The organism is Streptomyces sp. NPDC088553 (assembly GCF_044752965.1).
GTDB lineage: Bacteria > Actinomycetota > Actinomycetes > Streptomycetales > Streptomycetaceae > Streptomyces.
On sequence record NZ_JBIVMG010000010.1, the window covers coordinates 240,241 to 260,578 of the forward strand.

The window sequence follows — 20,338 nt, forward strand, 5'->3', positions numbered from 1 at the left end:
CGGCGCTGCCCGGCCGGGGCCGGGCAGCGCCGCTCCGCCGTCAGCGGCCGTAGCGGATCATGGCGCGCACCATGCGGCAGGTGGTGTCCGAGGGCGGGTGGATGCCGATGTGGTCGGCCGTGGTGCGTATCGTCGCGTTCGTGGCCTTCGACGGGACGTAGACGCCGGCGTCGAGGAGGGCGATCGCGAGGCGCATGGCCTTCAGTCGGCGGTTGTGCGTCACGTACCACTCGCGGGGGCGGCCCGCGGGGAGCGGCTTCTTCCGGAGCGGCTTCCAGGGTTCGAGGGACGGTGTCCGGATCACGGCGAGAGCCATGGGCTACCTCCTGGCGAACGGCGGGGTGCGAGCCCTCCCCGGGACCCTCACCTTCACCCCCCATTTTAGTGGCCCCCACTGACAATCGCCCCTGGCCAGAGGGGGTTTGGGGGGTGGTGGAGAGGGCTCTGGGGGGTACCGTGGGGGCATGGAGATCTGGATCAATCCCGCCTGTTCCAAGTGCCGCAGCGCCCTCACCCTTCTCGACGCCGAGGGCGCCGATTACACCGTGCGCCGCTACCTGGAGGACGTCCCCTCCCCGGACGAGATCCGGCAGGTGCTCGACCGGCTCGGGCTCGAACCGTGGGACATCACGCGGACGCAGGAGGCCGTCGCCAAGGAGCTCGGGGTGAAGGAGTGGGCCCGCGACGCCGGGAGCCGGGAGCGGTGGATCGAGGCCCTCTCCGCGCATCCCAAGCTCATCCAGCGGCCGATCATCACCGCCGAGGACGGCACGGCCGTCGTCGGCCGGTCCGAGGAGGCCGTGCGGGACGCGCTCTCCCGCTAGGGGGTGTCGTGTCGATCAGGCCGGATCAGGGAGCGGCGTCTGGTGCATGGGGTCCCCCCAGGCCCGTTGGGGCCGAGGGGACGCCTCTCAAGGCGGAGGAGGGAGTCCACGCGGAGCGTTGACGACCGACGACGACGCGGCGAGGGGCGGTGCCAGGCGTCGCGAGCCCGGCATGATCGGCAAGACACCTCCTAGGGCGAGTGCGGGACTCCTCCTAAGGCGCCAGGAAGTCCGTGAGGGCGGTCAGGGTCCTCGGCGGCAGCGTGGCCGGGAGGGTGTGGTGGGTCGCCGCCGGGACGAGTTCCGTCCGCAGGCCCAGAGCCGTCGCCCTCATCGCCGCCTCGTGTGCGTCGTGCGTCCGGCTGCCCTCCGCCAGGAGGACCAGGGCCGGCGGGCGCAGTGCCGCGAGTTCGGTGGCGGTCGGGCGGGGGCCCGTGACCGGGCGGAGGCGCGGGAGTTCCGCCGCCAGGGTGTCCACGCGGCGCACCCGGGGGTCGTGTTCCGCGCCGGCCGTCTCCCACGCCAGGAACGCCGCCGTCCGCGCGGCCGTCGGGCGCAGCAGCGTCGGCAGCGCCCGCAGCAGGTAGGCGGGGCGGAAGCCGGCGAAGCAGCCGGTCGGGTCGAGCAGGACGAGGCGGTCGGTCCGGTCGGGGGCCGCCAGCGCGTACCGGAGCGCGATCCACCCTCCGTACGAGTGGCCGCAGAAGGCCGCCGAGGTCAGTCCGAGGCCGTCGAGCAGGGCGTCCAGCCAGGCCGTCAGATCGGCGGCCGTACGGAGCGGGCGGCCGGCCGTCCGGCTGCGGCCCGGGCCGCCGACGAGGTCGACGGCGTGCACCCGGTGCGTCGCGCCGAGCGCCGCGGCCGTGGTGCGCCAGGAGCCGGCGGTCGACCCGCCGCCCGGCAGGAGGAGCACCGGCGGGGCTTCCTCGGCGCCGTGGTGCAGGAGGTGCGTGGTGCCGTAGGGGGTGGGGAGTTCCGAGGTCGTCGTGGGGTGCGGCCAGGTCGCGAGGAGTTCGTCGTACGCGAACTCGAAGGCGGAGTCGTACGCGGAGGCGGAGGCGGAGTCGGAGGTTCGGGATTCGGGCATCTCCTGGTCCTCTCGTTCGGCGATAATCTCGCTCAGCGAGATAATAGGAGGACGCGGTGGCCGAGTCACCCGAGATGCTCATCTTTCATCTGCTCCGCGAGGTCACCGTCGAATACGGCCTCCGGCAGGGCGAGTTCGCCGCCCGCAACGGCATGCACCCCACCGACGTCCGCGCCCTGATCTGCCTGCTCGACGCCGAGCGCGCCGGCACCGACGCCACCGCCGGGTGGCTCGGCGAGCGGCTGGGCCTCAACTCGGCCGGCACGACCGCCGTCGTCGACCGGCTCGAACGCCTCGGCCACGTGGCCCGCGTCCGCGACTCCCGCGACCGGCGGCGGGTCCTCCTCACCGTGGAGGACCGGGCGAAGGAGCTGGGGCGTGCCCACTTCGGTCCCCTCGTCGAAGGGGCCGTGGCCCTGCTCGGCGGGTTCGAGGAGGGCGAGAGGGAGGCCGTACGGCGGTTCCTGACCGGCGTACGGGACCTCATGAGCGACGTGAGCGACGCGAGCGACGGGGAGGAATCGTGACCGCATCGGGCAACGACGGGCTCGGGGTCGATCTGCACCTGGAGCTGAGCGCCGCCGGCGGGCGTCGGGCCGTGCTCATCGCCGCCCTGCGCGAGGCCGTACGCGGCGGGCGGCTGGCCCCGGGGACCCGGCTGCCTCCCTACCGCTCGCTCGCCGCCGACCTCGGCATCGCCCGGAACACCGTCGCCGACGCGTACGCCGAGCTCGTCGCCGAAGGCTGGCTCACCTCCCGCCAGGGCTCCGGGACCCGTGTCGCCGACCGGGTCGCCGCCCCCGCCCCCCGGCCCGTACGGACGACAGCGCCGCCCCCGCTCCCGTACGACCTCGTCCAGGGCAAGCCCGACCCCGCCGCCTTCCCCCGCGCCGCCTGGCTGGCGGCGGGCCGGCGGGCCCTGACGGCCGCGCCGCACGAGGCCTTCGGGATCGGTGACCCGCACGGCCGGACCGAACTGCGCCTGGCGCTGGCCGAGTACCTCGCGCGGGTGCGGGGCGTCCGCACCACCCCGGACCGGATCGTGGTCTGCTCCGGCGCCGCGCACGCGCTCCGGCTCCTCGCGCGCGTGCTCGGCCCCGCGGGACCCTGGGCGGTCGAGGCGTACGGGCTGCCGTTCCACCGCGGGCTCCTCGCCGAGGCCGGGGTCACCACGCTGCCGGTGGCCGTCGACGAGGACGGGGCGCGGGTCGCCGAGATCCCGGACCACGCACGCGCGATACTGCTGACTCCCGCCCACCAGTTCCCCACCGGCGGGCCGCTGCACCCCGAGCGCCGGGCCTGGGTCCTGGAGTGGGCGCGGGCCTGTGACGGACTGGTGATCGAGGACGACTACGACGGGGAGTTCCGTTACGACCGGAGGCCCGTGGGAGCCGTCCAGGGCCTGGACCCGGAACGGACCGTCCTCATCGGCTCCGTCAGCAAGAGCCTCTCCCCCACCCTGCGGATCGGCTGGATGTGCCTGCCGTCCGCGCTGGTGGACCCGGTGGTCGCGGCGAAGGGCCAACGCGAGCCGTACGCCTCCGCGACGGACCAGCTCACCCTGGCGGACTTCCTCGCCTCCGGCGGTTACGACCAGCACGTCCGACGGATGCGCCAGCGGCACCGCGGGCGGCGCGACCGGCTGACGGCACTGCTCGCCGAACGGCTCCCGGCGGTACGGGTGACGGGCATCGCCGCGGGGCTGCACGCCGTCCTGGAACTGCCCCCCGGCACGGAACGGGCGGCCCTCGCCGCGACGGCCCGGCGCGGGGTCGTGGTGGAGGGCCTGGCCCCCTATCGCCATCCCGACGCCAAGGACCCGGCCCACCCCGACGATCCGCACCGCCCGGACCGCCCGGACGGCCTGGTCGTCGGTTACGCCACGCCGCCGGAGCGGTTGTACCCGCGTGCGCTGGAGGCACTGTGCGAAGGGCTGTCCGAGGCGCTCGGGTCCTGAACGGCACCCTCCGCCGCCATCGCCTCCGCCGCCGTCAGGATCTCCGTCAGGCGGAGGCCGAAGCGGGCGTCGCAGGCGTCGGGCTCTCCCGTGCGGGCCGCGCCGATCAGGGCGTCCACCGCCGCGCCGAACGCCCCCAGAGCCCCGTCCCAGCGGGGCAGTTCGGCCCGGCCCCGGGTGCCGTACAGGCTGAGGGCCGCCTCGGCCGCCTCCGGCGGTGCGCTGAGGGTGAGGGTGGCGGTGCTGCTCGCGCCCGAGGTGTGCCGGAGCACCAGGTGGTGGGTGTCCGCCGGGCCCCGCGCCGCGGTGATCTCCGTGACGTCTCCGAGGACCGGGAGGTAGACCGACAGGACGTGCGGGCCCACGTCCCACAGGCCGCCCTTCTCGCGGCGCCACGGGGAGGCCGCGTACTCGCTGGCCGAACCGGTCCCGTAGAGCGAGCCCAGCCAGTGCGCCTCGCCCAGGAACCAGCCGCCGGCCGCCGTCTGTTCCTCGATCCAGCGGGCCGTCGGCTCCGCGAAGCGGAGCGTGCAGAAGACCACCGAGGCCACTCCCGCGGCCTCCACCGCCTCGGCGACCTCCCGAGCCCCGGCGACCGTCGTCGCGACCGGCTTGTCGAGGAGGACATGGCAGCCGGCCGCCGCGGCCCGGACCGCCAGCGGGGCCTGGACGTCCGGCGGGAGCGCGAGCGCGACGGCGTCGCTGGCCTCGAAGAGCGCGTCCACGTCGTCGTACGCGCGCGTGCCCGACGCGGCGGCGAGCGCGGCCGCGGCCTCGGGGCGTCTGCCCCACACCCCGCTGAACTCGATCCCCGGATGCCCGGCCAACGCGGGCGCGTGTGTGCGACCGGCCCAGGGGCCGGTGCCGAGGAGTCCGATTCGGGGCTTCGCGCCCAGCTGCTTCGCCATGCTCCCAGTCTGCCGGGTGCCTCCGACATCGGGCCGCCGCGGGTCCGCCCCCGGCCTCCCCGGCCTCCCCGCCCCGCTCGCCCCTCTCGGCCCCTCCCCGAAATCCGCTCGCGTCCCTCCCCCCGCCCGGTGTTAGCGTTTCCGGGCCGGCCGCGGGACTTCGGTGCGACTTCCGGAACCTGCCTCTGAAGCAACGTCTTCGCTGTTCGTGCCCTCATTCCCCGGCCGGCACCCACGCGGCACGAGAAGGAGTGAGCCTTGTCCGAGCTCGTCGCCGCCGAGGACGTGCTCCTCTTCGTCAACGCCGCCGTGACCGCCACCGGCCAGCGCGAGTTCCGTTCCTCCGCCGCCGAGCAGCGGTTCTCGCTCCACTTCGTCCACGAGTACGTACGGGTCAACTACCGGCCCGTGTACGCGGCCGCCCTCGCGCTCGACATCAACCACCACAACGCCGCCCTCGTCGTCGAGCAGCTCCTGCGCACCGCCGACGAGGCGGGCGGGCCCGAGGAGAAGCGGGCCGAGGGCCGGCTGATCGCGGCCCGGCTCGCACTGCTGCCGCCGCAGCGGGTCTACCGGCTGTTCCGGACGCTGCGCGCCGCCGGGGTCAACAACCGGCGCACGCGCGCGATCGTGCGCGCGTGGCTCGCGGCCCGCCCCGATCCCGCCCTGGACGCGGTGAAGTACCGGAGCGGTCTGAAGGCCACCCTCCGGCACGTCCACGGGCGGCTGCCCGACCCCGAGACCGGGGACTTCCTCTTCGCGCCGGGACGCCGGGTCCGGTACGAGAACCCGACGCTCGACGCGTTCCGCCGCGCCCGTCACGAGCAGGGCGCGCTGTACGAGCTGCCGTTCACCGTCGCCGAGGGTTTCGCCGCCAAGCACGGCGTGCCGCGCGCGGTGTTCCTGGAGCGGATCGCGCCCCGGATGACCCGGCTCGAACAGCTCAGGACCGAGCGGGCCGCCGACCTGTCCGTGATGCCGCTGACCCGGCTCGCCCTGTACGTCCTCTCGCTGCCGTTCGCCGAGCGCGTGGAGCGGCGGGCCGAGCTGACGGGAGCGCTGCGGGCCGCGGGCCGGCGCGCGGCGGGGCCGTACGCGGGGAGCTGGGGGCGGGTCACGGCCGTGCTCGACGACAGCTTCTCCTCCTCGGGTTCGGCGGTGAAGCGGCGCCGTCCGCTGGCGGTCGCCCTCGGCTGCCACTTCCTCCTGGAGGCCCTCGCGGCGCCGGGGGCGTACACCCCGCTGTGGACCTCGGGCGGCGACGACCCGCTGCTCGTCCGGCCGTACGGGCCGACCCCGCTGGGCCTGCGGATCCTGGACGGTCTGGAGACCGGCCCGGAGCGGCTCGTGATCGTCTCGGACGGCTGGGACAACGCTCCGCCGGGGCTCGCGGGCGAGGTGCTGCGGGTGTGGCGGTCGCGGCTGGATCCGGAGCGCCGGACGAGCGTGGTGCACCTGAACCCCGTATACGACGCGCAGGGTTTCGACGTACGCCGGATCGCGCCGAGCGTGCCCGCCGCCGGCATCCGGGACGCGGAGGATCTGGCGGCGCTGGTGGAGATCGCGCAGTTCGCCGAGGGGCGGACGGGGTTCGCGGAGCTGCGGGCCTATCTGGACCGGCGGGTGGAGCTGTTCCTGAAGGCGGCGGAGGAAGGGGGACGGGCATGACCCGGATCGATCTGACCGGGCTCGACGTCCGGCCCGCGCAGGTGTGGGGCGGGGTACGGCTGGTGCCGCTGGTGCGGTCCGAGCCGGTTCCCGGGCTGCGGCTGCACCGGGAGGTGTACGGCGGTCTCGGCGCGGTGGACCTGACCGACCGCACCACCTACACCTCGTACGTGCCGCACGGGTTCGTCGCCGACTGGACGGGGGCCGAGCCGGCCCCGGGGGCGGGCCGGGAGTCCGCCGCGTACGGGACCCGGCTCGGCGGCGGAGGAGGCGGCGAGCGCGGAGGCGGTGGCCACGACGGGGCTACGGACCGCATGCCCGTGCGGCGGATCCACCGGATGGCCAAGCGGCGGCGCGACAAGGAGGGCCGCGCCGGGTCGCGGCTCCGTTTCCTGCCGCTGCACCTCGCCCTGGAGGGCTATCTCGCGCTGCACTTCGGCGGTCCCTCGATCGTCTGGGACGAGTGGTCCCGCGAGGCGGTCCGGCACGGCCTCTCGCCGCGTGCCGAGGCGGCGTACGCGGGGTGGAGCGTGCCCGGGCTCACGGAGGCGCTGCGGATCTTCGAGGTCCATCCGGGCCAGTGCGGGCTGCTCCTGTACGTGGCCGACGCGCTGGCCGCGGCCTTCGTGGTGCCGCACCCGGACGACTACCGCCTGCTGCACCCCACGCTCGTCGAGGACCTGTACGGGGAGCTGGTCCACCAGTACGCGTACTACGGCGGCCCGGTGCCCGAGTTCACGGCGCGGATCCGGGACGGGGCCGGTGGCATCCGTACCCTCGCGGACCTGCGGGCGGCGGCCCGGGAGCAGGAGCGGGCCTGGGCCGCGGCGCACGACGGGATCATGGCGCGGGACCTCCTGGAGACCTCGTACGCCTTCGAGCGGGTCCACCGGGCCGGCCCTTTCGATCTGCACCGGTTCCTGCCGCCGTTCGAGCGGGGCGGGCGGGAGCAGCACATCGGGGAGCTGATCACCGACCGCAAGGGACGGACGGCCTATCTGAAGACGTTCCGGCTCTCCGAGAACCAGATCCGGAAGGGCTATCTGCTGCGGCGACTGGCCGACTGCGACTGGCACCTGGGGCGGACGGCGGAGGCCCTGGGGACCTCGTACACGGAGGTCGTACGGCGTATCGGGAGCGCGGGTCTCGACACGCTCCTGAACGCCCACGTCGTCGCACAGCGGCTCCGCGAAGATCGGGAAAGCTGAGTAACACGGGGTTCACATTCGGGCAACCGACGGGAAATCCCGTGTTGCGAAGCTGCGACCGGACACAGACACCGCAGCTTCTCGCAGCGCCGCGAGCCGCCGCGACACCCGCAGCAGCACGCCCAAAGGATGAGGCCAGTGACCTTCAAGGCTGAGTACATCTGGATCGACGGCACCGAGCCGACCGCGAAGCTTCGTTCGAAGACGAAGATCATCGTGGGCGGGGGCGCCACGCTCGGCGAGCTGCCGATCTGGGGCTTCGACGGTTCCAGCACGAACCAGGCCAAGGGCCACGCCTCGGACCGTGTCCTCAAGCCGGTCTTCGTCTGCCCGGACCCGATCCGCGGCGGCGACGACGTCCTGGTGCTGTGCGAGGTCCTCAACACGGACATGACGCCGCACGAGTCCAACACGCGTGCCGCGCTGGCCGAGGTCGCCGCGAAGTACGCCGCTCAGGAGCCGATCTTCGGTATCGAGCAGGAGTACACGTTCTTCGAGGGCACCCGCCCGCTCGGCTTCCCGGTCAACGGCTTCCCGGCCGCTCAGGGTGGTTACTACTGCGGTGTCGGCGCGGACGAGATCTTCGGCCGCCCGATCGTCGAGGCGCACCTGGAGAACTGCCTCAAGGCCGGTCTCGGCATCTCCGGCATCAACGCCGAGGTCATGCCCGGCCAGTGGGAGTTCCAGGTCGGCCCGCTGGCGCCGCTGGAGGTCTCCGACCAGCTGTGGATCGCCCGCTGGCTGCTGTACCGCACGGCCGAGGACTTCAACGTCTCCGCGACGCTGGACCCGAAGCCGGTGAAGGGCGACTGGAACGGCGCGGGCGCGCACACCAACTTCTCGACGAAGGCGATGCGCGAGGGCTACGACGCGATCATCACCGCCGCCGAGTCCCTCGGCGAGGGCTCGAAGCCGCTCGACCACGTCAAGAACTACGGCGCCGGCATCGACGACCGTCTGACGGGCCTGCACGAGACCGCCCCGTGGGACCAGTACTCCTACGGCGTCTCGGACCGCGGCGCCTCGGTCCGCATCCCGTGGCAGGTCGAGCAGGACCAGAAGGGCTACATCGAGGACCGCCGCCCGAACGCGAACGTGGACCCCTACACGGTGACCCGCCTGCTGGTGGACACCTGCTGCGAGGCCCTCGCGAAGGCCGGCCAGGTCTGATCCGCGAAGCTCCCTGACGAGAGGCGTCCACCGGCCACGGTGGGCGCCTCTTTCCGTTGCCGGCCGGGGGCGGCTCTCCCGGCATGTGGGAAGGACGACACGGGGTTTGGCCGGCGAAGGGGTCGTCGGGGGCATTCCCTTCTGGTTCAATAGGGATATGGCCATCACACAGAACGACACCGCGACGGGTCGTCACGACCTCGAGCCGTTCTGGCCTTCCCGGCAGCACCACGACTTCGACCGGGTGTGTTGCCGCGCGAGGAACGCGTCGGCCCTCTAAAGCCCCGATCGGTACGGTCCGATCCACGGCCTTCGGCCGACGCGCACGACGTATGACGTACGACTCCTGTCCGTCCGTTCCTCCGCGCGAAAGAGCTGACTTCACCATGGCCCAGACCGCTCACAGCACCCCCACCGCCGTTCGTCCCGGCCGTCATCGACTGCGTGCCGTCGATCCCAACGAGGTCGTCGACTTCGCGCAGGTCGCCGACTTCCTGCCGCCCGGTGCCACCCTGCTGCCGGCTCCCCCGCACACCCTGCCGACGCTGCCGGGCCGGCCGCCGATGGTCGGGTACCTCGTGCTCGTACCGGCGGATCAGCAGCCGCGGCTGCCCGTCGCCGCTCCCGCGCCCGCGCCCGTCGCCGCCGCGGTGGAGGACCAGGGGCCCGTGGCCATCGACGGCGTCCAGCGGATCGCCGTCGTGGACGGCCAGGCGCTCGACCTGACATATCTCGAGTTCGAGTTGCTCGCCCATCTGGTGGCGCACCCCCACCGGGTCCACACCCGCGACCAGTTGGTCACCACCGTGTGGGGGTACGGCCACGTCGGCGACGGACGCACCGTCGATGTGCACGTGGCCCGGCTGCGCCGGAAGCTGGGCGCCGAGCACCGCCACACGATCCAGACCGTGCGGCGGGTCGGCTACAAGTACACGCCCTGACCGGGCGGTTCGGCCGGGCCGGCCGGTCCGGTCAGTTCGTCCGCGCCCTGCTCCTCGCCCTGGACACCAGTCCCAGGGCGAGGTCCGCGGTCAGGAACAGCAGCAGGCTGACGCCGAGCAGCGGGACGAACCACCCCACGGCGCCCGTCACCGCGAGCAGCGGCAGCAGCATCGTCACCGGGACCTTCCGCCAGGCACCGCGGGCCGCCGGGCGGCCCGGGCGGCGCAGCCACCACATGCGGTAGCCCCACAGGATCAGCAGGATCAGGGCGAGCGCCAGGACCGCGAGGGCCAGCTGGTTGAACAGGCCCAGGAACACGCCCATGTGCGCGTCGATGCCTATCCGGGTGAGCTTCGCGAGGAGCGGGTAGTCGGCGAAGGCGAGCCGGTCGATGACCTCGCCGTCCGCCGGGTCCACCGCCACCGAGTCCAGCTGGAGCGGGAACTGGGCGTCCGTCTCCTTGACCACGTACCCCTTGCCCTCGCTCGGCAGGATCACCGAGATCCTCGGGCTGTCGATGCCGGCCGCGCGGGCCGCTTCCAGGGCCTTGTCGAGGCCGATGTCCGGGCCCTGGGCGGCGGTGCCGCCGGTGTGGCCGCCGCCGTGGCCCTCGTGTTCCGAGGAGCCGCCGGCCGCGCCGCCGACGGTCGCCGTGAGCGTGGGCGTGGCGCCGCCGAGGCCGTCCTGGACGACGCCGATGTTCTCGCCCGCGTACTTCGACCAGGTCAGGCCCGTCGCCGACAGCAGGACGAGTCCGGTCACCGTCCACAGACCGACCGAGCCGTGCCAGGACAGCGTGCGGCGGCGCGAGGCGGGGCCGCCCTCCGGTACGAACAGGGCGCGGCGGTTCCTGCGGCGCCGGCCGAGCCACAGCAGGAGACCGCCGAGGGCGATGACCCAGAGCCAGCTCGCCGCCAGCTCGCTGTAGTTGCGGCCGGTCTCCCCGAGGTGCAGGTCGCGGTGCAGACCGTCGATCCAGGTGCGCAGCGGGAGGGCGCCGGAGCTGCCGTAGCTGGGCAGCTGCCCACGCACGGCCCCGGTGTACGGGTCGACGAAGACGGCCAGTGAGGTGTCCTCGGGGACGTCCGGGTCGGCCATCAGGACGCGGGTGGTCGCGCCGGGTTCGGCGCCGGGCCAGACGGCGGTGACGGTGCCGTTCGGGTTGGCCTCGCGGGCGATGTTCACCTGCTGGGAGAGCGTCAGGGTCGTGTCGCCGACGGGGACCTGCAGCTCGTGCGCGTACACGACCTTCTCGGCCTGGAAGGAGAGCGCGTAGAGCAGACCGCTCGCGGCGGCCACGAGGAGGAACGGGGCGACGAGCACGCCCGCGTAGAAGTGGAGGCGGAGGACGAGGGGGCGCAGGGCGCTCCAGGTTCCCGCCTTCTGCGGGGTGGTGGGGGCGGCGGGGGTGGGGTCCGACGGTGGCGCCTCGGGCGTTTCCGGGCGTACGGGATCGTCGATGGTCATCGCTGGGACTGTCCTTGGAGTCGATGCAGACAGGGGGAAGGGACCCCCGGGTCAGACGTGTGCTCCGAGGGTCGTGGCGCGGGGTGCGGACAGCCGGGGCGGACCGCGCCGGGAGAGGGTGTGGGCGAGGACGACGGTGTGGGGGCGGTGGGCGCTCCGCCGTGCGCGCCGGACGGGGCGACGTCGGACGTCGGGGACCCGCACGCGCGCGAGGAGCAGCCGCAGGGGGGTGAAGGCGTACGCGAGGGCGGCTCGGGCGAGCGTGAAGAACGCGGCCTCGCCGTGCGCGAGCCAGAGGCCGCAGAGGAGCGCGGCGAGGAGGTGGGCGGCGAGCATGCCGGTGCTCATGTCCAGGAACATCGCGGTGGCGCCGCTCATGTCGTGCGGGCCGGTCATGCCGGGCGCGCCGTCGGCGCCCGTCATCCCGTGCATCGCGTGCGTGCCGTGCGTCGTGGGCGTGCCGGTCATGCCGTGCGGGGGCGTCGCCGCCGGGTGGCCCGTGTCCCCCGCCAGGGAACCGGCCAGCGAGAAGAGCAGGTGCAGTGCGCCCTGGAGGAGGAACAGCGCGGCCGCGATCGTCGGGGCGCCCCGGCGCCGGCCCGCGGCGGCCCACGCGGCGGCGGCCGTCACGGCGAAGGCGCCGAGCAGCGCGAGCGCCGGAAGCTGGTGCGCAGACATGGACGAATGCCCCATGGCTGCCAAGGTCACGCACACCACCGCGAAAAGGGCGGCTCGCACTGCGCGCAGGGGCGACCGGGCATTCGTCATCGCCCGTCATGGTGCCACCCCGCCAGAAGGCGCACGAGACCCCCCTCCCGAACCGATGACGTTCCTCCCGGACCGATGACCTTCCTCCCTCGGCGGAATCCTCCGGCAGCGAAAAGTCCTGGTCCGCCGGCGTACCGCCCGGCACGCTCTGATCATGAAACTGTTGATGCTCGGAGGTACGGAGTTCGTCGGCCGCGCGGTCGTCGAGGCGGCGCTCGCCCGGGGCTGGGAGGTGACCGTCTTCCATCGCGGCCGGCACGCGGCGCCGGAGGGGGTCACCTCGCTCATCGGTGACCGCACGACGGGCCCCGAGGGTCTCGCCGCGCTCGCCACCGGCTCCTGGGACGCCGTGGTGGACACCTGGTCGGCCGCGCCGTCCGCGGTGCGGGACGTGGCGCGGCTGCTCGCCGACCGGGTCGGCCGGTACGCGTACGTGTCGAGCCGTTCGGTGTACGCGTGGCCGGCGGCGGCCGGGCTCGACGAGGACGGCCCGCTGGTGGAGGGTTCGGCCGACGACGGGGACGTGCCGTACGCCGAGGCCAAGCGGGGCGGCGAGCTCGCCGCCACCGCCGCGTTCGGCGCGGACCGGACGCTGCTCGTCCGCGCGGGCCTGATCCTCGGCCCGTACGAGAACGTGGGCCGGCTCCCCTGGTGGCTGGGCCGGATCGCCCGCGGCGGCCCGGTCCTCGCCCCCGGGCCCGCCTCGCTGTCGGTCCAGTACGTCGACGTGCGGGACCTCGCCGAGTGGACGCTCGACGCGGTGGCCGCGGGGCTCTCGGGGCCGTACAACCTCGTCTCGCCGCCCGGGCACGTGACCATGGGCGATCTGCTCGACGCGTGTGTACGGGTCACCGGCTCCGGTGCCGAACTCCGCTGGACCGCGCCGGAGGCGCTGGTCGAGGCCGGGGTGGCGCCGTGGTCGGAGCTGCCCGTGTGGCTGCCGCCGGGCGAGATGTACGACGCGATGCACGCCGCCGACGTCTCCCGCGCGCTCGCGGCGGGGCTGCGCTGCCGGTCGGCGGCGGAGACGGTCGCGGACACGTGGGCGTGGCTGGAATCGGTCGGCGGCACGGCCCCCCAGCGCCCGGACCGGCCGCAGGTCGGCCTCTCCCCCGAGCGCGAGGCGGAGGTGCTGGCGGCGCTCGCGGAGGGGTGAGGCGCGGCGGCGGGGAGGGGCCGGGGCACAGGCGTCCGAAACGTCCGGAACTGCTCGTATCGGGTTGATCCACTACGGTCGACACGAACGCGTACGTACCGGAGGAGTCGACGTCATGCCCGCCATCCCCGCCACCTCCGTCGCCAACCTCCGTGACCTGGGCGGTCTGCCGCTCGCCGCCGGGCGTTCCGTCCGTCCGGGGCTCGCCCTGCGGTCCGCCCAGCTCGACCGGCTCGACCCGGCCGAGCCGGTCGTGGCCGCGCTGGGCATCCGTACGGTCGTCGACCTCCGTACGGAGACCGAGCGCGCCGAGCGGCCCGACCGGCTTCCCTCCGACGCCCGGGGCCTCGTCGCGGACGTGCTCGCCGACCATCTGGCCGTCAGCGGGCTGCCGCCCGCCGCCCGTCTCAAGGCGCTGCTCACCGACCCCGCGCTCGCCGAGGAGCACCTCGGCGAGGGCCGGGTCCGGGCGGCCTTCGCCCGGACGTACCGGACCTTCGTCTCCGGCGAGTCCGCCCGCGTGGCCTACGGCACCCTCCTCACCGAGCTGGGCGCTCCGGACGCCGGTCCGCTGCTCTTCCACTGTTCGGCGGGGAAGGACCGGACGGGGTGGGCGGCGACGGTCGTCCTGTCGCTGCTCGGCGCGGACGAGGAGACCGTGCGGGAGGAGTACCTTTCGGTCAACACGGCCGTACGGCAGGCGTTCGCGCCGATGATCGAGGGGTTCACGGCGCAGGGCGGCGATCCCGATCTCGCGCTCGATCTGATCGGGGTCCTGCCGCAGTACCTGGACGCGGCGCTCGACGAGGTGGCGGTCCGGCACGGCTCGATGGAGCGGTACGTACGGGAGGGGCTCGGCGTCCCGGACGAGGTGACGGAGCGGATCCGTGAGCGGCTGACGGTACGCACGGACTGAGCCGGCGGGGAGTCGACGGGAAGTCGGCTGCGGGGTCGGACGTGGCGTCTGCTGTGGCGTCGGCTGCGGAGTCGGACGTGGTGTCGGCCCGGGGTGTCGGCCGTGGCGTAGGCCGTGGTGTCGCCGTCCGGGCCGCCGGGGTGACCATCGGAAGAATCGCTCGTTCTGCTGAACGTGAGCACCAAGGATCTCGTTCCCTCGCCCGTGGGCCCCGTCGACGTCGAGCAGGCCGAGGCCGCGCTCGTCGAGCGCTATCCGCGTCTCGTCCGCATCGCCTACCTCGTGCTTCCGCCGTCGCTCGGCCGCAACCGCCGGGTGCTGACCGCGCACGCGCTCGTCCAGCGTTCGCTGCCGCGCCGCCGGGTCGCGGGTCCGGCCGTGCCGGAGCCGCGGCTCGCCGAGGACGCGGTCGATCCCGGTTACGCGTACGTACGGGGCGAGGTGCTGCGGCAGGCGCTCGTCGCGGGGCTGCCGTTGCGACGCCTCGCGCTGCCGCGCCGGGCGCAGTTCCCGCCGCTGCTGCCGCACGTGTGGGGGCTGCGGCTGTTCCCCCGGGTGGGGGGCGCGGACGAACTGGCCCTGGACCAGCGGCTGTCCCGGCTCTCCGGCCCGGGCCGCGCGGCGTACGTCCTGCGGGGCCTGGAGCGTCAGGGCGACGCGGAGGTCCTGCGGGTGCTGGCGGCGGCGGGGGTGGAGGACCCGGCGTCGGCGCTGGCGGAGGCGGACGCGCTGGAGGACGGGCCGGAGGCCCCGGGCGAGGGAGCGGACGGGACGCCTGCCCCACCGGGCGGCCCGGCCGGTGCCGGTTCCGCGCACCGCCTCGGCGCCACGGGTACGGGCTCGTACGGCCGCAGCGACCGCGTGGGCGAACAGCCCGGCCCCGGGCGGGGCGCAGCCGGAGGCACGCGCGGCGACCGGCCGGGGCCCGGCGCGTCCGGCCGCGCGGGTCGCACGGACCTCACGGGCCTCGGTGACACGGGTCGGCGCACCGGCGCGCCGACCGGGCCCGACGGACCCACGGGCCCCGTCGGCGCGGACGGTACGGAGGGCCGGCCCGGCGCGGCCCAGGGCGTGGGCGGACGCGCGGGAGCAGGAGCAGGAGCAGGGGCCGGCGCAGGTGCGTTCGGAGGCACGGGCGGAGCCCCCACCGGCCGTGACGCCGACCCCGCAGTCGGCAAGCGCCCCCCTGCCGTCCCCCCGGGCCGGCGTCGCAGTGGTGTCGCCCTGCTCGAATCCGACGAGTTCGATCCCTGCGCGTTGCAGGCGCGGCCCACCGATCTGTTGCGGCGGCGGCAGCACGCGCGGGCCGGGATCGTCGCCGTCGCCGCGTTGCTCGTGTGCGGGGCGCTGCTCGGGCTGCCCGGGGACGGGTGGGGCAGAAACGGTGCTGCTGCGCCCTCGTACGCCCGTAACCCCGCCGCCGAGGCCGCGCTCGACCCCGCGGCCCTCAAGCGGGTCGGCCCGGCCGTCTGGCCCGGGTCCACCCGGCAGGACTTCTCCGTCTGGCCCGCCCGCGGTGCGCTCACCGGGGACCGCGCGCTGCTGCGGCGGGCGCTCGCCGTGTGGGCGCGGCCCGGCGCGTCCGTGCGGTCCTCCGCCACGCCCGGGACGCCGGTCGGGCCGCCCATGGGGCCGCCCCAGCTGCTCTTCGCCGGGGTGGTCGACGGGGCCCGGGTGGTGCTCCTCCACGACGGGCTGCGGGCCGTGCGGTACGCGGAGCCGGTCGGGGGTACGGCGGGTGCCGCGCTCGACTTCGCGCGGACCGACGGGGCCGACACCGTCGGCTCGGCCGCGCTCGTCCTGTCCCGCGCGGCCGGCAACGTCCGCTACCTGACGGCCCCTTGGGTGAAGGAGACCGCCGTACGGGATCTCCTCGCGCCCGGCGAGGACGCGAGGCCGCTGGGGCGCGACGCCGGCGGGGTGACCGAGCCGATGACCAGCCCCGCGCTCGCGAAGGGCTGCACCCGCTGGAACGCCCTTCAGGTGCGGGACGGTTCCGGGCTCCGGATGCTCGCCGATCTCGGGGAGCTCGTGCCCGCCCGGCTTCTCTGGGGGCCGCCCGCCGCGCCCGACGACGCCACGACCGCCGAGGCGCGCGAGGCGTGGGCGCGGACCGCGTGCCAGCTGACGGCGGTACGGGCGCACGGCGTCCGGTCCGTGAACGCCTGGCGGTTCGCCCGGCAGCCGCTGCCCGAGGGCGCCGGGCGCGGCACCTGGCTGTGCACCCGCGCGGAGACCTGGCGCGGCACGGGCAGCCGGGTCCTCGCCCAGTTCCTGGTCCCGTCGCCCACCGTGCCCGCCGCGCTCGCGGCCCGTTCCGAGGGGTCGCCCGCCTGTGGTGTGCGCGATCCCCGGGTGCTTGCCGGGGTGCTCTGGCAGGCGCCCGGCGGTGGCTGGTACGTACTGGCCGCCGGGAGTCCGGACTTCACCGCCCTGGAGACCTCCGGCGGGGTGAAGGGCCGGTCCGACGGGCCTCTGCTGGCCGTGAAGGCCGCGGCCGGGGCCCGCGCCGACCTCGACGGCACCCTGCCGGACGGGACGCGGGTGCGCGCGTTGAGGTGATGCCCGAGCCGGGTGGGGGAGGTCGGGACCTCCTCCTGGCCTCCCCTCCCCCGCCGGTCAAAAAGAGCGTGCACACCTCTGTCGCCACCGCCTACCCCTCAGTACATTGACGCCATGTCTAATACGCAGCCTGCACCGGTGGCGTCGGAGCACGTCGAGCTCAAGGCCCGAAAGGTCTCCTTCGACTGGGAGGAGACTCCGCTCCACTGGGTACCCGGCGATCCCTTCACCACCCACACCATCAACGTGCTGCACCTGCTGCTCCCGGCCGGCGAGCGCTGGTTCGTGCACGTCTACCAGCAGGCGCTGCCGTACATCACCGACGACCGGCTGCGCGCGGACGTCATCGGCTTCATCGGCCAGGAGGCCATCCACTCCCAGGCCCACGACGACGTCCTGCCCCACCTCAGGGAGCAGGGACTCGACCCGACCCCGTACACCGCGCAGGTCGACTGGTTCTTCGAGAAGCTCCTCGGGGACCGGACCCTGCCGCCGGGCCGGCCGCGCCGCTGGTGGCTGATGGAGCGGGTCGCGCTGATCGCCGCGATCGAGCACTACACCGCCTTCCTCGGCAACTGGGTGCTCAACGCCGACGAGCTCGACCGGGTCGGCGCCGACCCCACCATGCTCGACCTGCTGCGCTGGCACGGCGCGGAGGAGGTCGAGCACCGCTCGGTCGCCTTCGAACTGTTCATGCACCTCGACGGCGGCTACCGGCGCCGCGCCCGCACCTGGGCGCTGGCGTTCTCCGCGCTCGTCTTCCTCTGGCAGCGGGGCGTCCGCTTCTTCATGGAGAACGACCCCACCCTCCTCGACGGCAAGGCCTCCTTCGGCCAGTTCGTCCGCAAGGGCCGGCAGGGCGTGCTGCCCTCCACCCCGGACATGCTGCGCTCGATACCCCGCTACCTGAGCCGCGCCTATCACCCGTCCCAGGAGGGTGACACCGCGCAGGCGATGGCCTACCTGGCCTCCTCCCCCGGCGCCAACGGAGGCCACTGATGCCCCGGTTCACCACCGTCGCCCTCGTCGCCGGGGCCGCGCTGCTCGTCCGCCGCGCCGTCCGCAGCCGCATGACGACCGCCCCGCTGTGGCCGATGCCCGCCCTCGACGAGCCCGTGTCCGGCTACGGCCGGGGCAGCACCGTCCCCCGCAAGGTCCTCGTCACCTCGCGCGCCACACCGGCCGATGGCGTCGTCGAACTGCGCCTGGAGGGACGCGGACTGCCCGCCTGGCAGCCCGGCGCGCACATCGACCTCGTCCTGCCCTCCGGGCTCGTCCGGCAGTACTCGCTCTGCGGCGACCCGGCCGACCCCGCCACGTACACGGTCGCGACCCGGCTGATCGAGACCGGGCAGGGCGGCCGGGGCGGCTCGCGCGAAGTCCACGAGCAGCTCCACGAGGGCGTGGAGATCGAGATCCGGGGCCCGCGCAACCGCTTCCCGCTCATCGACTCCCCCGCGTACGTCTTCGTCGCCGGCGGCATCGGCATCACGCCGGTCCTGCCGATGCTGCGCGCCGCCGAGGCGGCCGGGGCGGACTGGCGGCTCGTGTACTGCGGCCGTAGCCGCGCCACCATGCCGTACCTGGCGGAGATCGAGTCCCTCGGCCGCGCCGGCGGCCGGGTGACCGTCGTCGCCGAGGACGAGTCCGGCTACCCCGACCTGGGCTTCCTCGCCGGCGTACCGGCCGGGACCGCCGTCTACTGCTGCGGCCCCGACGGGCTCATGGACGCCGTGGCGGCGGCGATGCCGGAGGGCGTGGCCCCGCGCCTCGAACGCTTCTCGGCCGCCGCGACGACCGGCGGCACGGCCTTCGAGGTCGAGCTGCGCCGCTCCGGACGTACGGTACGGGTGGCGGCCGACCAGTCGGTCCTCGCGGCGGTCCGCGAGGAGGTCCCGGGCCTCATGTACTCCTGCCGGCAGGGCTTCTGCGGGACCTGTCGACAGCGGGTCCTGGAGGGCGAGATCGACCACCGGGACGATCTGCTCACCGACGCCGAGCGGGACGACTCGATGCTGATCTGCGTCTCGCGCTGCGCGGGGAAGCGGCTGGTCCTCGACCTCTAGGAGTCAGGGGTTACGGCAGGACGAGCCAGTCGAGGGCCAGCGCGGCGAGGAGGCCTCCCACCAGGAGCCAGGTGCCGAGCCGCGTACGGCCGTTGCGGGAGAGTTCGATCACGATCCCGCAGAGGATCATCGCGAGCCCGTACACGCCGACGACCAGGACGGACGTCCGGCTCGCGAGCCGGATCACCAGGACGACGGCCATCGCGACGAGCAGCACGGAGGCGACGGCGACGCGGATGCGCCGCGCCTGCTTGGGCGTGAGGCCGTCAGCGGCGGCGTCGCCGTCCTCGTCGGTGGCGTCGTCGTCCGCGCCGTCCTCGTCGCGTTCGCCGCCCTCTTCGTCACCTTCGTCCGCGTCGACCTCGTCGTCCGCGTCGACCTCGTCGCGTTCGTCCGCCGCGTCCCGGGCGGCCTCGTCGGCCGCGGCCGCCTTCGGACCCTCGGCGGAGGTCTTCTCGCGTACGGCGTCGGCCTCTTCGGCCTCGGGGGCCTCCGGCGCCTTGGTGGCCTTGACGGCCGGGGTGTCCTGGTCGGAAGCGCTCATGGGGCAGGAGCGTATCGGACGACGTTAGGCTGTTCGTATGACGACCGGGGTACGCCGCAGGATGGGCGTCGAGGAGCGCAAGCAGCAGCTGATCGGGGTGGCCCTCGAACTCTTCAGCCACCGCTCTCCCGACGAGGTCTCCATCGACGAGATCGCCGCGGCCGCGGGGATCTCGCGGCCGCTGGTCTACCACTACTTCCCCGGCAAGCAGAGCCTCTACGAGGCGGCGCTCCGGCGCGCGGCCGACGAGTTGGCGGCCAGGTTCGTGGAGCCGCCGCAGGGACCGCTGGGGGCGCGGCTGTTGCGGGTGATGGGCCGGTTCTTCGACTTCGTCGACGACCACGGGCCGGGGTTCGCGGCGCTGATGCGGGGCGGGCCCGCGGTGGGTTCCTCCACGACGAACGCGATGATCGACGAGGTGCGGCACGCCGCGTACGTGCAGATCCTCGCCCATCTCCAGGTCGAGAAGCCCTCGGCCAGGCTGGAGTTGGTCGTGCGGTCCTGGGTGTCGCTCGCCGAGTCGACGGCGCTGATCTGGCTGGACGGCCGCCGGGTCCCGCGCGCCGAGCTGGAGTTGCAGCTCGTGCACGACTTCGGGGCGCTCGCCGCGGTGAGTGCCGCGTACGACGCGGACATGGCGGAGATCCTGGTCGGCATCCTCGCGGACGAGCCGGCCGACGGCCCCTTCGGGGAGCTGGTGGCCCGGCTCGTCGCGCTGGTGCCGACGGCCTCACCCGAGGCGCCCTCCGTGCCCGATCAGCGCTTGCGGTAGGACGCTTCCAGGTCGCGGATCTCGACCGAGAGGCGGACCCCGTCGGTCGCCTTGAGGTACTCGGGGAGGAGGGCGAGGACCGCCTCCGCGAGGCGCCCCTTGAGCTCGTCCGGGCGGCCCGGCAGCAGGGCGATCTCGACGTGGACGAGGCCGTCCTCGGCCGAGCCGTCCCCGACGACCGCCTCGTCGACCTCGCGGAACCGGGTCTTGCAGGCGTCGAGCGTCGTGTCGACCGTCTCCACGACCAGCGGGTGCAGGGCGAGCGCGAAGCCGCGCCGGTCGAGGGGCGCGGAGTGGTCGACGGTGATCTGCGGCATGGGCAC

General features: G+C 74.4%; 20 protein-coding genes. 13 read left to right on the forward strand and 7 right to left on the reverse strand.

Annotation, left to right across the window (positions count from 1 at the left end):
• Positions 1-40: 40 nt before the first annotated feature.
• Positions 41-316 (reverse strand): hypothetical protein, encoded by a 276-nt coding sequence (locus ACIP8Z_RS30825; RefSeq protein ID WP_319308856.1) that lies wholly within the window; start codon positions 314-316, stop codon positions 41-43.
• A gap of 148 nt (positions 317-464) precedes the next feature.
• Between ACIP8Z_RS30825 and ACIP8Z_RS30830 the strand changes: the two genes are divergently transcribed.
• Positions 465-824: an arsenate reductase family protein gene (locus ACIP8Z_RS30830; protein WP_055602836.1), complete on the forward strand. Its 360-nt coding sequence runs from the start codon at positions 465-467 to the stop codon at positions 822-824.
• Between the two features lie 214 nt (positions 825-1,038).
• Here ACIP8Z_RS30830 and ACIP8Z_RS30835 read toward each other — a convergent pair whose 3' ends face one another.
• Positions 1,039-1,911, reverse strand: a complete 873-nt coding sequence (locus ACIP8Z_RS30835; protein WP_402089344.1) for an alpha/beta fold hydrolase — start codon at positions 1,909-1,911, stop codon at positions 1,039-1,041.
• 74 nt (positions 1,912-1,985) lie between these two features.
• On the opposite strand from ACIP8Z_RS30835, the gene ACIP8Z_RS30840 reads away from it, so the two are divergent.
• Entirely contained in the window at positions 1,986-2,438 is a 453-nt protein-coding gene (locus ACIP8Z_RS30840) for a MarR family transcriptional regulator (RefSeq protein WP_402089415.1), read from the forward strand.
• Complete coding sequence (locus tag ACIP8Z_RS30845; protein ID WP_402089345.1) at positions 2,435-3,868, forward strand: PLP-dependent aminotransferase family protein; 1,434 nt, start codon at positions 2,435-2,437, stop codon at positions 3,866-3,868. The genes ACIP8Z_RS30840 and ACIP8Z_RS30845 overlap by 4 nt, the downstream gene beginning before the upstream one ends.
• Here ACIP8Z_RS30845 and ACIP8Z_RS30850 read toward each other — a convergent pair.
• A complete protein-coding gene (locus ACIP8Z_RS30850) occupies positions 3,787-4,776 on the reverse strand; it encodes a Gfo/Idh/MocA family protein (RefSeq protein WP_402089347.1) in 990 nt (329 codons plus the stop codon). The genes ACIP8Z_RS30845 and ACIP8Z_RS30850 overlap by 82 nt on opposite strands.
• A gap of 258 nt (positions 4,777-5,034) precedes the next feature.
• Between ACIP8Z_RS30850 and ACIP8Z_RS30855 the strand changes: the two genes are divergently transcribed.
• The 4 genes from ACIP8Z_RS30855 to ACIP8Z_RS30870 all read left to right on the forward strand — a co-directional run bounded on the left by ACIP8Z_RS30855 (position 5,035) and on the right by ACIP8Z_RS30870 (position 9,763).
• Positions 5,035-6,444 (forward strand): hypothetical protein, encoded by a 1,410-nt coding sequence (locus tag ACIP8Z_RS30855; RefSeq protein ID WP_402089349.1) that lies wholly within the window; start codon positions 5,035-5,037, stop codon positions 6,442-6,444.
• A complete protein-coding gene (locus tag ACIP8Z_RS30860; RefSeq protein WP_402089351.1) occupies positions 6,441-7,652 on the forward strand; it encodes an ARPP-2 domain-containing protein in 1,212 nt (403 codons plus the stop codon). The genes ACIP8Z_RS30855 and ACIP8Z_RS30860 overlap by 4 nt, the downstream gene beginning before the upstream one ends.
• Before the next feature lie 138 nt (positions 7,653-7,790).
• Positions 7,791-8,822, forward strand: coding sequence for a glutamine synthetase (gene glnII / locus ACIP8Z_RS30865; protein ID WP_073917423.1), 1,032 nt, complete (start codon positions 7,791-7,793; stop codon positions 8,820-8,822).
• 386 nt (positions 8,823-9,208) lie between these two features.
• On the forward strand, positions 9,209-9,763 hold the full coding sequence (locus tag ACIP8Z_RS30870; RefSeq protein WP_402089353.1) for a winged helix-turn-helix domain-containing protein: 555 nt from the start codon (positions 9,209-9,211) through the stop codon (positions 9,761-9,763).
• Between the two features lie 31 nt (positions 9,764-9,794).
• Here ACIP8Z_RS30870 and ACIP8Z_RS30875 read toward each other — a convergent pair whose 3' ends face one another.
• Positions 9,795-11,231 (reverse strand): PepSY-associated TM helix domain-containing protein, encoded by a 1,437-nt coding sequence (locus ACIP8Z_RS30875; RefSeq protein WP_402089355.1) that lies wholly within the window; start codon positions 11,229-11,231, stop codon positions 9,795-9,797.
• A 51-nt stretch (positions 11,232-11,282) separates the two neighbouring features.
• On the reverse strand, positions 11,283-11,909 hold the full coding sequence (locus ACIP8Z_RS30880; RefSeq protein ID WP_402089357.1) for a hypothetical protein: 627 nt from the start codon (positions 11,907-11,909) through the stop codon (positions 11,283-11,285).
• 244 nt (positions 11,910-12,153) lie between these two features.
• Between ACIP8Z_RS30880 and ACIP8Z_RS30885 the strand changes: the two genes are divergently transcribed.
• From ACIP8Z_RS30885 to ACIP8Z_RS30905, 5 genes are all read left to right on the forward strand, one after another.
• Entirely contained in the window at positions 12,154-13,155 is a 1,002-nt protein-coding gene (locus ACIP8Z_RS30885; protein WP_402089359.1) for an NAD-dependent epimerase/dehydratase family protein, read from the forward strand.
• A 115-nt stretch (positions 13,156-13,270) separates the two neighbouring features.
• Entirely contained in the window at positions 13,271-14,071 is an 801-nt protein-coding gene (locus ACIP8Z_RS30890) for a tyrosine-protein phosphatase (protein ID WP_402089361.1), read from the forward strand.
• 174 nt (positions 14,072-14,245) lie between these two features.
• Positions 14,246-16,633: a hypothetical protein gene (locus tag ACIP8Z_RS30895; RefSeq protein ID WP_402089363.1), complete on the forward strand. Its 2,388-nt coding sequence runs from the start codon at positions 14,246-14,248 to the stop codon at positions 16,631-16,633.
• A gap of 114 nt (positions 16,634-16,747) precedes the next feature.
• Positions 16,748-17,632, forward strand: coding sequence for a metal-dependent hydrolase (locus ACIP8Z_RS30900; RefSeq protein ID WP_402089365.1), 885 nt, complete (start codon positions 16,748-16,750; stop codon positions 17,630-17,632).
• On the forward strand, positions 17,632-18,699 hold the full coding sequence (locus ACIP8Z_RS30905) for a PDR/VanB family oxidoreductase (RefSeq protein ID WP_402089367.1): 1,068 nt from the start codon (positions 17,632-17,634) through the stop codon (positions 18,697-18,699). Before ACIP8Z_RS30900 ends, ACIP8Z_RS30905 begins: the two co-directional genes overlap by 1 nt.
• 10 nt (positions 18,700-18,709) lie before the next feature.
• Here ACIP8Z_RS30905 and ACIP8Z_RS30910 read toward each other — a convergent pair whose 3' ends face one another.
• Positions 18,710-19,243: a hypothetical protein gene (locus tag ACIP8Z_RS30910; protein ID WP_402089369.1), complete on the reverse strand. Its 534-nt coding sequence runs from the start codon at positions 19,241-19,243 to the stop codon at positions 18,710-18,712.
• Between the two features lie 37 nt (positions 19,244-19,280).
• Between ACIP8Z_RS30910 and ACIP8Z_RS30915 the strand changes: the two genes are divergently transcribed.
• Entirely contained in the window at positions 19,281-20,015 is a 735-nt protein-coding gene (locus ACIP8Z_RS30915) for a TetR/AcrR family transcriptional regulator (RefSeq protein WP_402089371.1), read from the forward strand.
• Here the strand turns inward: ACIP8Z_RS30915 and ACIP8Z_RS30920 are convergent.
• Positions 20,000-20,332, reverse strand: a complete 333-nt coding sequence (locus ACIP8Z_RS30920; RefSeq protein WP_402089373.1) for a 5-carboxymethyl-2-hydroxymuconate Delta-isomerase — start codon at positions 20,330-20,332, stop codon at positions 20,000-20,002. The two genes, ACIP8Z_RS30915 and ACIP8Z_RS30920, sit on opposite strands and share 16 nt — an antisense overlap.
• Positions 20,333-20,338 lie beyond the last annotated feature (6 nt).

Coding starts and splice junctions, on each gene's coding strand:
- ACIP8Z_RS30825 (WP_319308856.1), bottom strand. CDS start 316: ATGGCTCTCGCCGTGATCCGGACACCGTCCCTCGAACCCTGGAAGCCG.
- ACIP8Z_RS30830 (WP_055602836.1), top strand. CDS start 465: ATGGAGATCTGGATCAATCCCGCCTGTTCCAAGTGCCGCAGCGCCCTC.
- ACIP8Z_RS30835 (WP_402089344.1), bottom strand. CDS start 1,911: ATGCCCGAATCCCGAACCTCCGACTCCGCCTCCGCCTCCGCGTACGAC.
- ACIP8Z_RS30840 (WP_402089415.1), top strand. CDS start 1,986: ATGCTCATCTTTCATCTGCTCCGCGAGGTCACCGTCGAATACGGCCTC.
- ACIP8Z_RS30850 (WP_402089347.1), bottom strand. CDS start 4,776: ATGGCGAAGCAGCTGGGCGCGAAGCCCCGAATCGGACTCCTCGGCACC.
- ACIP8Z_RS30860 (WP_402089351.1), top strand. CDS start 6,441: ATGACCCGGATCGATCTGACCGGGCTCGACGTCCGGCCCGCGCAGGTG.
- ACIP8Z_RS30870 (WP_402089353.1), top strand. CDS start 9,209: ATGGCCCAGACCGCTCACAGCACCCCCACCGCCGTTCGTCCCGGCCGT.
- ACIP8Z_RS30875 (WP_402089355.1), bottom strand. CDS start 11,231: ATGACCATCGACGATCCCGTACGCCCGGAAACGCCCGAGGCGCCACCG.
- ACIP8Z_RS30880 (WP_402089357.1), bottom strand. CDS start 11,909: ATGTCTGCGCACCAGCTTCCGGCGCTCGCGCTGCTCGGCGCCTTCGCC.
- ACIP8Z_RS30885 (WP_402089359.1), top strand. CDS start 12,154: ATGAAACTGTTGATGCTCGGAGGTACGGAGTTCGTCGGCCGCGCGGTC.
- ACIP8Z_RS30890 (WP_402089361.1), top strand. CDS start 13,271: ATGCCCGCCATCCCCGCCACCTCCGTCGCCAACCTCCGTGACCTGGGC.
- ACIP8Z_RS30900 (WP_402089365.1), top strand. CDS start 16,748: ATGTCTAATACGCAGCCTGCACCGGTGGCGTCGGAGCACGTCGAGCTC.
- ACIP8Z_RS30905 (WP_402089367.1), top strand. CDS start 17,632: ATGCCCCGGTTCACCACCGTCGCCCTCGTCGCCGGGGCCGCGCTGCTC.
- ACIP8Z_RS30910 (WP_402089369.1), bottom strand. CDS start 19,243: ATGAGCGCTTCCGACCAGGACACCCCGGCCGTCAAGGCCACCAAGGCG.
- ACIP8Z_RS30915 (WP_402089371.1), top strand. CDS start 19,281: ATGACGACCGGGGTACGCCGCAGGATGGGCGTCGAGGAGCGCAAGCAG.
- ACIP8Z_RS30920 (WP_402089373.1), bottom strand. CDS start 20,332: ATGCCGCAGATCACCGTCGACCACTCCGCGCCCCTCGACCGGCGCGGC.